The following is a 15642-nucleotide window of genomic DNA, read 5'->3' on the forward strand; positions in this document are numbered from 1 at the left end:
TCAGGCGCGGGCTACCGCCGCCGCCATGAGGTCGTAAATCAGGCCGGTGATCTCGGTGACGTTGGCCCTGCCGTAGTGCATCACCGCGGCGAAGGCCTCGGCCAATGCCTCGGCGGGGTTGAGCAGGCCGTCGCTCTTGTCGATACCGTACCGAGAGATCTGGCTGGCGAGAAGATCTTTCAGGTTGGTCCCGGGATGTGCCATCTCATAGAGAGCCAGGTTCATCGTCGCCTCCAGCCGCGCCTCGAAGTTCCCGGCGGCATCGAACAGATGCCCTCCCTCATGGATGATCGCGTCGTAAACCGGACGGTCGACCGTGCCGTGGAACCATCCGCTGCGCACTGATACTGCCGAATCATGTTGAAACTGCAGAGGATTGGTCGCGAACGTCTCGTTCAGTGTGATGGTTGCGTCCGCATAGGTGGCTTCCGCGAACTGGGCGTCCTTCAGCCGTGCGATACGGACGCGCTGGATGTCGATTTCGGGATGCTCGGTCAGCAGCCGTTCGACGGCCCGGGCGAACTCGCGCGCGGTCTCGACGCCGACGCCGGGGCGATCCAGATCGGCCTCGACCAGGTTGAATCGTTGGGCGAGCGCCGCCGCGACCGCACTCGGGGTGCTCAGGTTCGACCACTCGTCGGTGATCGTCGACTCGGTAAAGGATTCGTCGCCGACGTCGGGCTCGAGGTAGGTGTGCGGGTCGGCTTGCCGCACCACGAGGTCGTGCAGCACTCGCTGGCCTTCGGTCGCGTTCGCACGATCGCAGGCGACCGCGGCGAAGGCCTCCGGCACCGCTCCGGCCGTCCAGAAGCTCCCGTTTTTCCCGAAGCTGTACGGGCTGAACTGCTGTGTGAGCCACGCCGTGAACGCATCCAGTTCGACGGTGCCACCGTGCTGGGCTCGGTAGTGCGCGACCAGGGCGGACATGGCCCACTGCTGAGCAGTGTTACCGCCGGCATCGTCGAGTGCCCAGCCCAATTCATAGAGCGCGCTGCCGTAGGCGGGCCGATCGGCGAGGCCTGCGATGCTGGTACCGATATCGCTGGTCGACCAATCCTGGTGGAATCGTGCCGGGTCGGTGGCGTACCGGAGGTTCAACGCGATCTCCCTGGTCAGGGTCCGGTCGCCGACCGTCTCCGTCTCCACCGCGGTGAACACGCCGTCGTCCAGGAGCTCGATTTGTATTTCGCGAACTCCGATACCCGGGTGGTCAGCGAGCACCTGGTCGACCGCGCGTGCGTATTCGCGGGCGGTTTCGACGTCCACCGCCGGACCGAATCCGGTGACCCGAACGCCGCGCCTGGCCGCCAGGGCCTCGCCGACCTCTGCTGCGGTGCCCAGATTCGCGAAGGGGTCGGTATCTGCCGCGCCTGCTGCCGGATCGGGTGCGAACTGCCCGGAATATGTTTGCGGAGGCCGATTTTCGGTGCCGGGACTCGTGGGCGGCGCCTCGTTGCGCCGTCGTTCGGACGCCTCGCGTGCGAGTCGGGCCATGCGTTCGTACAGGACCTTTTCGCCGTCGGTTGCCTTGTACTCGTGCAGGAATACCGAAGCACCGGACTCGGCATAGGCCTCGGGGAAGTTGAGGGTGCCGTCCGGATTGCGGCTGTAGCCGCTGAACTGTTCGTCGAGCCAGGCCTGGAATTCCGCGGGATCCACCGGGCGTCCGGCGGCGCTCGGGAGCGACTGGTACTTTGCGAGCAGTTCGAGCATTGCCTGCTCGTGGTCGGCGGCGAGCGCCTCGGCCGTGGATGCCACTCCGGTTGCGAAATACAGTCCGTGGGCCATTTCGTGGGCGATAGCACTGGCCACCGGGTATCTGGCGAAACCAACCCGGTGCTTGCTGTCGACGGAGAGGCCGAACGTCCTGCGGAACTCTGCCGGATTGATAGCGTGCCGCTCGGGCAGGATGATCGAGCCCGTTCGCGGACGGTTTTCGGCATCGAGCATCAGGGTGGCGGTGCCGGTGGCATTTTCGGGCAGCGGGCCGATACCGATCGAGTCCAGGGTGATCTCGGGATGCCGCTCCAGCAGCGCGCGGACGGTGGTAACGAATTCCTGCACCGTGGCGACGTCGAGGCCGGGCAGGTCGAATCCGAAGGTGGTGATCCCGAGGTCGCGTTGGAGCTGCGCGCCGATTGTGACGCAGATCGCGATGTTCGCGGCCTCCTCGGCAGTCGGCGTGGGCAGATAGTTGGGGGCCCGGTCATGCCAGCGTTGCGCCTGCCCGACCATGATGTCGCGGAGTAAGAGCTGGCCCGGGGTCGCGTGCGCCGGGTCGTTCTCCGCGGCCCGGAACGACGAGATCAACGCGGGCCGGACGTTGAAGCTGCCCGTCTTGTCGACAGCGGCCGTCCCCAGTTCCTGGCGCAGCCACTGGGTGAACAGCTGCTCGTCCTCCGGTGTCCCGCCCAGGGCGCGGTAATGCTCGCGCAGCGCGGGTAAGGCCTGCGCTTCGGCGCGCCAGCGGCCCGCGTGGATGAGTGCCTCCCCGATGGCGGTCACCGTCAGCCGGTATATCCGTCCCGGGGGCAGCGAGTCATCGGCAGCGAGTCGTCTACTGACGGTGATTCGCTCGGTATACACCGGGCCGTCGGTCGAGTCGGCGGTCACCGCGGCCTGTACTCGCGCAGCCGGGCGGATATCGGCGATGTTGATTTCACGCAGATACAGGTACGGGTACTTGGTGAGCTGGTCGTGCAATGCCTGCAGGTATTCGCGAACATTGTCCAACGGCAGGTCCGGGGCATCCAAGCCCGTGACGGACATCGGGTGCCGCGCGGTGAACGCCGCGGTGAGTTCGGCGACCGTCCGGTAATTGCGGGCGTCCCATGGGGATTCCGGCGTCTCCCTGGCGTAGAGATGGATGATATTTTCGTTGCTGTCGACGGCGATGACCTCGGTGATCTCCGCCGGCCGCACCCGGTTCAGCAGCGCGGCGAGTTCGGCCGGGGTCACCGCGGTTTCGCTCATACTGATCACGATCCGGTCGGTGCCGTTGCGCGCGTGGCGCACCATCCGGTCGACGATGTTGCCGGGGTGCCCGGTTTGCGGGGCGAAGTGGCCGAAGGGGCGGCCTTCGATCAGGTACACAGGGGGCGCCATGCCCTGCGCGGGCGGTATCTGCTCGACTCGATAACCCGCGCGCGCGAGCAGCTCGGCCGCTCTGTTCTGCTGAAACTTGTTGAACCGGAATGTCAGCATGTCCGGGCTGTCGCTCTTGGGAACCTTGGTCCGTGAACCCTCGGGCTTGGCCTCCCGGTCGGCGGCGCCGGACGGCATGGTGTGTGTCCGACTTGCTGCCGCACGCGTATCAGGTGTTGCCGCAGGCGTATTCGATCCCGGTTCGGTGGATTCCAGCGGCATGTCGTCCTGGCCGGACCCATCGTTTTCACCCTTGAAGACGGCCGGCGGCTGCTGCGGCCCCGACGAGTCCGGCCCTGGCTGCGGCGCTGTGCCCTTGACACCGTTGCCCGTCGAATTCTGCTCGGACTGCGCGGGATGGTTCTTGGCGGCTTTGCCGGTGGCCGAACCGGGCCGATGCCCGTCGTCGCCGGAATCGTTGCCGCCCGGCGACCGATGGGTTCCCGGCGTGCCGTCGGGCTTGCTGAAACGGACTGTGACACCGTTGTTTTCGCCGACCGGCTGCGAAGGATCGTCGGTGTGGACCGTTACCTCGGTGAATCCGAGCTCGCCCGCCATGCGCCCCAGCACAGTGTTGCGGGCGGCGTCCTGCGGGCTCAGCCGCCTGTTCAGGACGGAGTCGGCGTAGGCGGTCAGCTCGTCGGAGAAGCCGTCCCCGCCTCGCCACCCGGCCTCGATATGCCGCACCCGGTCGCCGAGGGTCTCCATCATGTCTCGGAACATCGTCCGGCCGCTGGGGGTGCGGGGGCCGACGGTGATATCGGCGCGCAGCACCCCGTCGCGGTCGACCGTGGCGTGCACGCCGTACGCGACGTCGGGGCTGTAGTGGCGGGTGTAGGTCAGCCCGTGGGCGCCCTCGGTGAGGATCGCGTCGCCCGCCGCGCGCACGGCGGCGGCGTCGGCGGCCTCGGCGGCTTGCTCGGCCTCCCGCACCCGCCGCAACTCCTGCGCGATCCGCTCCGCCTCGGCCTTGGCGTGCGCGTACCGGCCCACCGCGTCCCGCAGCGAGTCGACCGCCGCCCGGCGCGGATCGGTCTGCCCGACTTGCCAGGTACGCTGCGCCGCGGCGTAAGCCTGCTGTGTCATTTCCGGATCGTCCAGCCCCGCGAGCTCGTTCGGCTCGATAGGCAGCATTTTCAGAGCTCGCGTGCGGGCCACCTCGGCCGCGCGGCGCGCCGCATCCGCGAGCTGTTGCTGGTGTGCCAGTTCGGATTCCAGACGCTCGCGCTCCTCGCGGGCGGCCCGCAGGCCCGGCCCGGTGGCGGCCGGCAGCGCGGGATGTTGTTCGGCGGGTTCGAGTTCCGGATGCTCGGCGACACGCGACAGCAGCGATGTACGGTCCGCATCGGCGGCGGCGATCCGCGCATCGAGCTCGGCGTGCAGCTCGGCCAGTTCCCGGCCCTGCTCACGCGCCCGGACCAGCTCATGTTCCAGGCGCGTCACCTCGCGCTGCGCACGCAGGTGCGCCGCGGCGGCGTCGGCGAACGCGGCCACCCGCCGGTGGAAGGCGTCGACGGGCTCGTGCGTGGGCCGCGGAGGCGGGTCCGCGCGCAGCCGATCGGCCAGCGCCCGAACGTGATCCTCATCGGTCAGGCCGTCCAGGACCGTCCGATCGACGCCCACAGCCTCGGCCGCTCCCTCGCGGGCCGTCTCGGCGCCGGTCAGCAGCGCCCTGCGTTGCGCCAGTTCCGATTCGAGCCGATCCTGCAGTTCCCCTAGCACGCCGCGGGCCCGCTGGAAGGCCAGGGTCGCCGCCGCCGGATCGGCCTCCGCGGCCCCCTGTGCCTGCTCTGTCAACTCCCGGAGCTGCCGCCGCAGTTCGGGCAGCACCTCGGCGGCGGCCTGCTGCGCCGCCCGCTCCCGCTGCAGCATCAGCTCCCGCGCCTCGGTGGCGTCGGCGTCGCGCTGCCGAGCGGCGACCCGCTGCTGCGCCTCCTCCAGCTCCCGCGCGCGGTCCTGCACGTGGGCGTGGGCCTGGTTCAGTTCGCGTTGCGCCCGCATCATGTCGCGGCGCAGCCGGACCACGTCGCGGGCCGCGTCCGCGAACTCCCTGACCGCCGCGCGATCCGGTGCGCCGGGCGCGCCGCTGTCGGCGCGCCGGTTCAGCTCATCGACGAGGGTATCGACCCGCTTGCGCTTGGTCAGACCCGCGAGCATGTCCGCGTCCAGATCCAGGGCCGCACCGGCCTCATTGCGCCGGTTCGTGGCCTGCCGCACCAGGTTTTGCTGCCGGTCGAGGTTTTCCTGCCGCCCGTTCAGGGCGTCCTGCGCCTCCCGCAACGCCCGGTTGTGCGGCTCGAGCGTCCGCCCCGCAGGCTCGTGTGCTTGCGCCGCCCGGCCCGAGGCGGTCAGCTCGGCCCGTGCGACGCCGTCACGAACCGCGGTGAAATGCTGATCGGCAGACTCGAATTCGTGGACCGCCTCCCGGAATTCGTCCACCCGGGCACGCCCGGCGGCGTCGGGCTGGCGCGCCCGCAGGGCGGCGAAATAGTCCGGCCCCTTGCCGATCGCCTCCCGCGGGTCGGCGAGCCCGACGGCAGCAGTCTGCAACTCCTCCGAGGCCTGAATCAGCCGATCCTCGGCCGCGGGCAGGGCCTGGCGGTTCCGATCGCCCGGCAGGAAGGTGTCCAGCGGATGCAGGCCGGTGTGCAGCCGGGACGGCGTCTCGCCCCCGCGGGTGGCGTGGGCCAGGCGCGCGACGGCCTCGTTGCGCTCGCGGATCGCGTTCTCGAGCGCCTTCACCCGTGCCGCGCCCGCCGGGTCGGCGTGCTGGCCGCCGAGCGAATTCATATACTCCTGCAGCGCATTCCGCGCCACCGCCGCGCGCACCTCGTCCGGCTGCGCACCCGCATCCCGGGCCGCGTCGTCCATCGCCCGGCCCGCCATCCGTGCCCGCTCGTTGTCGTTGCGGCCCTGCGCCACCTCCGCCGAGCGATAGTCCTCGATCGCGGCCCCGAGGGCATCGACCCGATCCAGGCCCGCGCGCCCGTTCTGCCGCTCCCGCAGCGTATTCAGGAAGTCCTGCACCGGATCGTGCGACAGGGCGTCCAGCACCTCCTGCGGATCACGACCCAGATCCCTTGCGGCCCCGTCGAATACCACCGAGGCGCGCTCGAGCCGCTCGGTCGCGCGCAGGCTCTCCATCAGCTCCGCCAGATCGGACCGGAAGCGGATCTTGGCGCGCCAGCCCGTCATCGGCGGGCGAACCGAGTCCCAGTCGTACCCGTCGGCCGCGGCGCTGGCATTCGCGTCATACCAGGTCCGGAAGGGGTTGGCCGCGGCGTAGACGGCCTCTGCCAGGGCGTCGTGCAGCAAGATCACATCCGACGTCCGCGGATGGCGCAGGCGCGGAAGCACGGTGTCGCCCAACGGTTCCACGGTGATGAGCCGGTTGATCGCCTCGGCGACATCCACGAGTTGATCCATCCGCCGTTTGATCAACCGGCCGTCGGGGTCGAGATGATCGTGCACATAGTGCTCGTTGATCAGCAGGTGGTCGATCACCATCTGGATCTTCTCGCGGGTCAGGTCCAGCGACGGCGGTTTGGCGATGGGCGCCACATCGTCCTGGCGCACATAGTCGTCCCGCATGTCGCCGGCGATGCCCTCGGCGATCCGGTTGACCACCAGATCGGTGATCTTGCCGGTCTCCCCCTCACGCACGAGCTGGCGGTACACCGCGTCGACGGTGGCCCGGATCGCCTCCGGATCCTCTGTATCGAAGGCGTCGGAGATCCGCTTGAACCGCACCGCACCGGATCTGGCCCACTCGCCGAACATCTGATCGCCATGCTGGGCGACGGTGCTGGCCCCCAGCGCGCGGAGTTGCTCCTCGGTCAGGTCGCGGACCTGATCGTCGCGCAGTCCGGACAGGTAGTCCGTGATCCGCTCCCGCAGGTCCGCGGCGTATTCCGGACTGGTGCGGTCGCCGATGAGCAGATGCTCCAGGGCCGCGCGCGCCTCATCGACGGTCAGCACGGCGCCCTTGGCCAGTTTCTGCCCGGTCAGCCGTTCGTGCACCGCGACGAGCGTGTCACCCGGCTCTGCGACCTTGGTGGTGTGAGCGCTCGAGAAGATGCGCTCGAATCGCGATAGGCCGTCGTCCGCGGGGACGGTCAGATCGCCGACCACCTTGACGGTGCGGTACTTGAGATTTCGGAAATCCTCGTCCCGCAGCCCGGCGACGAGAGCATCGACGCGCTCGCGCAGCCGCTGTTCGAATTCGGGATGTGCCCGCTCGGCAGGCGGCACGTCCTCGATCAATTCCTGGCGAATCCGCGCGACGACGGTCCGGGCGGCGAGCACCCGCTCGTTGTGGGCGTGCTGCTGCAGCCCGGCCATGATCTTGTCGGCCAGATGCGGGTCGGCGCGGAACATTTCGTAGTTCCGATCGGTCCACGACAGCAGCCGCCACTGATCGGAGATCGGATCGCCGCCGACGAAATCGCTGTTCATATGCGGGGTGAGCGTCTCGACGATCCGGTTGACAAGTTCACGCGGCGCCCATCCGCCGGACTGATATCCGGTCAGAATTCGCTGCAGATCCGTCAGCGTTTCCCGGACGACCACCGGATCACCGGCGCGGAATACGGGACCGAATTCCTCGACCGCGGCCTCGATATGGTGGTGCAGCGCGCCCACCATATCGGGATCGCCCGAGAGATAGACCCGGACCATATCGGACTGGAATTTCTCGACCACCGCGCGGCCCGCGCGGGCCTGCATCTCGTGCCGGAATTCCTCCGGCGACAGGCTGCGCAGCTGCTCGTACAGGTGCTGCACTCCGGCAGGTAGTTCCTCGCGCTGCGGGTTGACCGAATTCTCGCCGTAGTGGCGGTTCGGGAACACCGGCTGTTCGTCCCACTGTGCTTCGCGATGCCACTTGTATCCGGCCAGGATGGTGGAGAACGGCGCCTTGCGCAGGAGCCCGGGTCGTTCCTTCATCCAGTCCCCGATTTCCGGATGGTTGTGGATGTACTCCTTCACCAGCGGATGCTTCAGGGCCATGATCAGGTTGCGAATCTGGCGCTGCCCGAACCAGAACTCGCTGAATTGGTGGGCGATGGGCGGCGTGTACAGGTCCTCCTCGGGGATGTCCCCGGTGAAGAAGGCTTGGCCGGGTCCGACGAGCATCGGATTGAACGGCAACAGATCCTCCGCGAACTTGCCCTGCGGAATATGTGCGAACGGCAGGTCCAGGGTGTTGATGAAATGCGCCAGGCCACCCCACCAGTCCGGGTCGCCTTCCCGATAACCGTCGGGAGTGTTCGTATCGTCACTGCGTCGCCATGCGGACTTGCCCGGATCGATCGGATGCCACTTACCGGCGCTGTCGCGCCATTCGCCCAGTCGCACTCCGGCATTGCCGCGGACCGGATCGCCGTTGTAATAGCGGCGATCGGCCCGGCCCGGGCCGTCCAGCGGCTCGGCTTGCACCTTCGCGGGACCCGAGACCATCTGCCAGTATTCGATGTGCGGGTCCTCGAGCATGGCGCGCGCGACCCGCGGGTTCGTCTCGATTGCTCGCCGCAGCGCGTCGTCGAATTCGGTACGGCTGCCCGCGGAGTCCAGCCGCGACCCGAGCACGATGACCCGCGGCGGCACGACCGGTCCCTCAGCACCGGGTTCGGCCGAGCGGCCGTCGAGGACGACGACGCGATCGGTCGTCTTGGTCAGATCCATATCCGACAGGGCCCGGTCCCACCGGCCGGTCAGACGAGCGACCTCGTCTTCGAGCCTGCCCAGGGCATTCTCTATGGGCCGCAACGCATCCGCGGTGCGGTTCAGCTCGTCGAGCATGCTCAGCGCGTGCTCCCCGGTGCCGTCGGTGCGGGCCGCGGCCGCCGCGCGATGCGCATCCAGCACCTCGCGCAGGGTATCGGCGTCGCTGTGCGCCTGTGCATCGGAGATATCGATACCGGTATGCCGCAACCGATCCAGCAGATATTCCAGCCGCGCGCGCAGCACGCTGTGGCCCGGTCGCAGCGCATCGGCGGTGCGGCTCAGCTCATCGAGCATGTTCTGCACGTCCGCCTTGGTGCCGTCGGTGCGGAGGTCGGCCTGTTTGCGATGTTCGTCCAGTGTCTCGCGCAGGGTGTCGGCATTGCCGTGCACCTGCGCTTCGGAGATATCGATACCGTTACGCCGCAGCCGATCCAGCAGATCGAGCATCCGAGCACGCAGCACCCCGGGGTCGGTCCGCAATGTGCCGGCGGCCTCTCGCAGCTCATCGAGCAGGCGCCGCGCATCCACCCCGGTACCGTCGGTGCGGGCCGCGGCCGCCGCGCGATGCGCATCCAGCACCTCGCGCAGGGTGTCGGCGTCGCCGTCCACCTGCGCATCGGAGATATCGATACCGGTATGCCGCAGCCGATCCAGGAGCTCGGCCATCCGCGACCGCTGCGCGCTGGTGTGCGGATCCTCCAGCAGCTCGGCGCGTTCGGCGTCCAGGCGCAGCAACTCCTGGGCCAGCTCCGGGGCCCGGGGGACGCCCTCGCCGACGCCGTCGATCGCCAGATCCTGTAGCCGTTCCTCGAGGACCGTCTTCTGCTTCTTGATGTGGTCGATGGCGTCGACCAGCTCCATCAGCCGCCGGATTTGCTGGCGGCGCTGCGCGATCTCGGCGGGCGAGGCCGCCCGATGCTCGACGGTGCCGGGATTGTCGAGGGTGGCCGGAACGACGATCCGGCGTTCCTGCGCCTCGCGCAGCCGCGCCAGCAGCGCCTGCTCGTAATCGCTTCCGCTGTAGTCGTGCACATGGACCTTGCCGGCGAGCTCGGCGAGCTGCTCCTCCGCGGCCCGCTGCCGATCCTGCAGGCCCTGCCACCGCCTGACGAGCCGGTCGTGCTCGGACTGGAGGGACGGGTCCCGCTGCAGCGCCTCCACTTCGCGGTCGAGCGAGGCGATCCGCTCATTGAGCTCGAGAACGTTGTTCCGTGCGCTGATCAGCTGCGGTACGGTCTCGAGATCCTCGAGATCCTGCACCCCGGCCCGTTCGCGAACCTCCTGAAGCGCCGCACCGAAATTCGCGTCGCGAAGCGCCCGCCAGTTGCCGGTGGAGGGAATGCCCAGCTCGGCGGCCAGCGCGTTGCGATGCCCGAGCCATTCGGTGCGGGCCTCCTCCAACGCCACACGACGCCTGTTCAGCTCGTGCAGCCGGGTCCGGACGGGATCGTTCGCGGTCGGGTCATTCGGATCCGACTGTGCAACAGCAGAATCGGGATGTTCCTCGCGCTGCACCGCGAGGTTGCCGTGATCGTCGGGGACGATGCGCAGCACCACCACCTTCGAGCGATCCTCCGCCAGCTCCCCGATCTCCTGATAGTGCTCGGCGGCGCGATCGATGACATCCTCGGCTGTTGCAGAATCGTCCCAGAGCACCACGACCACTCGGCGTTGGGGGCCGTCGATGACGCCGACGCGCGGCTGTCCGGGGACCGAGGTCGCATTGACCGTCCGCAGCGCGACCTGTTCGGCGACCGCCTGCATATGGGTGAATGTCACCGCCTCGTGCTCGGCGGCGGCGCGATGCACCCGGAATGCGGCCTCGAGCTCGGCGTACGCGTCGTGCCGGGCCTGGTTGAAGTCCTCCTGCGTGTCGTCGCCCACCGCGGTACGCATCGTCTGGTTGCGTAGCTGGGCGATCACGAGCTCCCCGCGCTGCGGATCGGTCATCTGTGTCCAGTCGACCCCGGATGTGTGCCCCTCGCCGCGTCCGGCCGCCGCCCCCTCGAGCCGGTTGACCTTATCGATCGCGTCCCGCAGCGGCCGCTCGGCCTCCACGCGCGGCCGCACCGCATCGGCGGCGGCCCGCTGAGCCTCCATCAGCCGCTGCGCGCGCTGATCGTCCAGGCGCGTGCGTGCGACATCGACACGCCGCCGTTTCGCGGCGTCGATATCGGTGGCCTTCGTGACGACCCGGCCGTTCTCGTCCGTATGCACGTCGTCCGTGACCAATGCGCTGGGGGGCCGCGGCAGCACCGAGGACGGATCCCCGTGCAGCACCGCATGAATCAGTTCGGTCAGCGGTTCGACTGCGGTGTCGCCCCGGCCCCGCCGAGCCAGGCGCCCCAGCGCGGCGGCGATTCTGCGCGCGCTGGGCCCGACGGCCTGGTATTCGTACTCGCGGGCACGGCCGTACCGGATGCTGGCCTGATCCACATACGTCTGGACCCTGCCCCCGACCCGCACCGGGCGCATCCGGAACCGGACACCGGTCAGGCCCAAGGCGCGCAGCAGGCGGCTGCGCGTCATGGCAACCGCGATGCTGTCGCGGTGCAGCCCACCGCCCATGCTGTCGAGCAGGGCGCCGACCAGCGTCCGCCGCTGCGCTCGGGTCAGTCCCGGCCCGAGTAGCAGGCGGGCCAGGTTGCCCTCCGTGAGCGGGTAATTCCCGGCCACCTCGGCGAAGGCCGCGCGCAACCCCTCGTCGGCGGAGGTACCGCCGGTGCGGGCCAGGTCCGTACCGGGATCCGGATGCTGCTGGGACCCTGTCGATTCCGAGCCCGCTGTGCCCTCCGATTCCTGCTCGCCCTCGTTCTCCTCGCCGTTCCATTCCTCCTGCCGCCGCACCGCCTCGGCGACCCCCGCCTGGTTGCGGGCCGCCCGCTCGGCCATGTCCGCCATCCGGCGCAGGAATTCGTCGTCGGGGTTCTCCCGCGCCTCGCGCCGCAGATCCGCTGCCCACCTGGCGGTTTCGCGGGCCTCCCGGGCGACCCGATCGGCCTCGGTCTCCGGCCCCGACATCTGCCGCATCCAGTCGGTCATGTCGCGATACTGGGCCGCGGTCCACTCGGCCTGCTCGGCGAGCCGGCGCTTGAGCCAGTCGTCCGGATCGGCGTCGGATGCTCGGCGCGCCTCTTCGGCGCGCACGGTCGCGTCGTGCGCGAACTGTTCGGCCCGATCGCGGTTCTCCGCGCGCTGCTCCTCGGGCGTCTGGGACATGCGGCGCACCCAGTCGGCGGTGCCGGCGAGGTCGCGGGCGGTCCATTCGGCCTGCAGGGCCAGCTGGTTTTTCAACCAGCTGGCCGGGTCGGCTTGCGCGGCGGCCCGCAACGCGGCTGCCCGCTGTGCGGCTGCGTCCGCCGCCCGCTGCTCGGGCGTATCGGCGCCCGGATCGGATTGGCCGATGCGGAGTTCGTCGGCGGGTTGGGGGATGGTGGGGTCGGCGGTGGCGACGTCGTTGTGAGGGAGGCCTTCGTGCCAGATTGCGGCTCGGGTGGTTGCGGTTTCGGCGTCGGTGCTGCCGGTGAGTTCGGTGAAGGAGGTGCGGGGGCCGTTGCCGATGGACCATTCGTGGCCGGGTTGGCTGTTGGGGTGGTAGGTGATTTCCTGGTCGTCGAGTTCGAAGGTGTGTGTGCCGTCGGTGTTGCGGTGCAGGTAGGTGAGTGAGGAGCTGTGTGCGCCGATGCCGTAGCCGTCGGTGGTGGTGCGTTGGTCCAGGATCCAGGCGGTGGCTTTGGGGCCGGTGGTGATGAGTGTGTCGGCGATGGTGGCGTGGGCGGAAGAGGTTGTGCTGGAACTGAATCCATGTAGTACGGCACCCCGCAGCCACGGCCGGGTTTCGGCCCAGCTCATTCCGGTCGAATCGTTCTTGGGCGCCGGCGGAAGCACCGGACCGTCGGGGTCGTTCGGTCCCTGGTGGCGGTAGACGTAGTTCAGCGACTTGGCGACGCAGTTGTTGGTGCCCCAGTCGACCTGTTGCGGCGCCGGCTGCTCCTGAGCCGCCGTGTGTTCGGCGTACCGACCGGTCAGCGCCTGGAAGGCCAGGCGCGCGAACTGCCGGTCCTTCTCCTGCTCATCGTCGGATATGCCCTCCCCCGGGACCATGCCCTGGTAGGGCTCGAGCAGGCTCGAAGCGGCCCACCTGTAGTTGCGGTCGTTCCACCGCAGGTGGATTTCTTCGCTGGTCGCCTCAATGACCTGAGGATTGTCCGGATGGTTACCGTCGCGCAGGTGCTGCGCGGCAGCGCGCAGTGCCGTCTCGGTCGAGGCCTCCGTCTCTTCCTGGTGATCGACCGGCAGTTCTCGATGGTCTGTGTTGGCGATGTCGACCCGGGTGGTGCCGTGTTCGGCGATCCATCGGGCGTCGGTGGTGTCCTTCCAGCGGGCAACGAATCCGCCCGTCGGCAGCGCCCGGGGATTGCGCCACAGGTTGTGCGCGGTGGAGTTCACCCAGTCGACGGCGGCGGGGTCGTGCATCGCCCGGTACGTCCGGCTGATCTCGTCGTACAGTTCGAAGCCCGCCGGCTCCCCGGCCGGTGCCGACCGCGAGGTTTCATCGACCACGTCGATCCGATGCCCGGGCACGATCCGTCCGGTCTCGTCCTCGATCCTGATCGCCTCCAGCCTGGCCCTCACGGCCGGGCGCACGCCATTGATGAAGTGCCACACGATCTTCGGTGGGGCCCCATCGACCCAATACTCCCGGTTCTCGTAGGCGATCAGGAGTTGCTTGCGGGCCTGGGCCTCGATCTCCTGACCCCCGTTGCGTTGCCCCTCGAGGCTGTTCGTCTTGACTTCACGCCAGGTTCGGTGACCGTCTGTCACCACGTCGATCTCGCCGTCGATCCGTGCCCCCATGGGCATGTCGAGGTCGACGAGCCGGCACACCGCATCGACATGATCGAACTGTGCGGCCAGCCGGATCTCGCCCAGCAGGCCGCGAACTATGGCCTCGTAACCGGCCCAGATTGCCGGATCGGCCGTCTTTTCGGTAATCGGTTCGCCGGTAGGAGTTTTCCCCTCGAAGTAATCCGCGCACAGCTCGATCAGCGTCGATCTGGTCCCCTTGATCGTCGCCGCCCATGCCGCGGCGCCCGCCTCCGTCAGATGCGGCATGCGGTGCAGCAGCGCAGCGAGTTCCGCCTCGGCCACGGCAAGTCCGGCGACGAGATTCTCCAGCTGACCGATGACAAAGCGTTGGGGTGCAGTAAGATTCGGATCCAGCTCGGAGGGCAGCAGATGCTCGTAGCGATAGATTCGGGCCAGCCGGTCGACCAGATCGGCGCCCGCTCGCGCGGCGCGTGCGCGGGCCTTGTCGGCCCATTGCACGGTGTTGTTCGCCGCGGTAGCGCCGACCGCTTGCCGGGCCTGCGCGGTCAGCATGTAGGCATCGGCCTGCTGCCGGGCCAGGCGCTCGGCATCGGCAGCCGGTGTGCCTTGATCGGTGAGTTCGACGGACCTGTCCCGAACGTAATCGGCGTAGACGCCCGCCGTCGGCCCCTCCAGGTAATCCTCGTAGCGCTCGAGTATCAGGCGCGTGGCCTGTTCCTTGGCCACCTGCCCCGCATCGGAGTTTCCGATCCGGTTCAGCAGTGTTCGCAGGGCCTTGGGTAGATCCGGGTCGGCGGCCCATGGCGCGAGCAGAGCCGCGTCCTGGCCTCCGGCCTCGGCGATCACCCCGGCGATCGACGTCTTGTCGGCCCACTGCGTCACGCGCTGTGTCGCGTCCTTGGTGATCCCGGCCTGTGCCCGCTTGCGGGTGATGAATTCGTCCGCCTGCCGCCGGGCAATCGGATCGGCCTCCGCCGCGGACGTGCCCTTCGCGACCAGATCCTTCGTCCTGTTGGTCAGGTACTCGCCGTGCAACGATGCTTCGCGGGCCTGCCGATGGTTCCGATACTGCTCCAGGACAAGGTCTTTGGCTGCCGCGGTGGCCGCGGGCGATGCCCCGGCGGCCTCGATTCGATCGAGGATCCCCTGGATGCCGTCGGGGATCGCGGGGGCATCGGGCGCATCGGCGGGAGCGACGGGTGTTTCCGCGGGGGCGGCCGGTGGTTTCTCCCGCAGCGTGAACCACCGTGACTTGCCCTGACCGAGATCGGCGATGCCGGTGGTGTCGGCGAGGCCGGCCGCGCGCGCGGGCGGATGCGCGGGATTGCTGTCGAGCACCTGTACGAGCAGGGTGCGGGGTTCTCCGACCAGGTCCATTTTCAGCCGCACCGGACCGGCGCCGTGTTCCATCGCATCGGCGACCAGTTCGGCGACCATCGACCCGACGTCGTCGAGCTGCTGCTCGTTGCGCCAGCCCAGTTCGCGCAGTCGATCAACGGCCCACTGCCGTGCGGCATCGACGGCATTTCCGTTGGCCGTGCCCACCTGTTGTTCGGTCTGTTCGGCGGGGTTACCGCGGACGAGTGCATTCGAGCGGGCCAGCCACGGCGCCACCGCGCTGTCGTGGAGTTCGGTCAGCGCGGCGGCCACCCGCACCGCGTCCGGGCCGAGTACCACATCGCCGTATCGTGCTGTGATGACGCCGTTTTCGCGGCTGAGGTCCAGCGTGACACTGCCGGGTTTGCCACGGACCGGGTTGACCGACAACGTGATCGATACACCGTCGGCCCGGCTCCGGACGCGGGTCACGTTCACCCAGAACTCGTCACGGGCTCCGGCGAACATCGTGGGCGCCGGCTTGCCGCCCTGGGTGATCAGCTCATCCGCGGTGATTGCCGAGCCACCCTCCTTCCACAATTCGCCGTCGTAGGGGTTGTGGAACTC

At 68.8% G+C, this 15642-nt stretch carries 1 protein-coding gene (cut by a window edge); it reads right to left on the reverse strand.

The features are described 5' to 3' along the window. Positions 1-15642, reverse strand: partial view of a hypothetical protein gene (locus ABH933_RS36980; protein WP_429424654.1) — the 3' portion only. Its footprint extends 15702 nt past the window's final position; 15642 of the gene's 31344 nt are visible here — the last part of the coding sequence; its start codon lies off the right edge, out of view — the gene reads right to left on this strand; it ends in the stop codon at positions 1-3.

The sequence above is a fragment of the Nocardia sp. GP40 genome, from assembly GCF_050434125.1.
In the GTDB taxonomy this organism is placed as follows: Bacteria; Actinomycetota; Actinomycetes; order Mycobacteriales; family Mycobacteriaceae; genus Nocardia; species Nocardia albiluteola.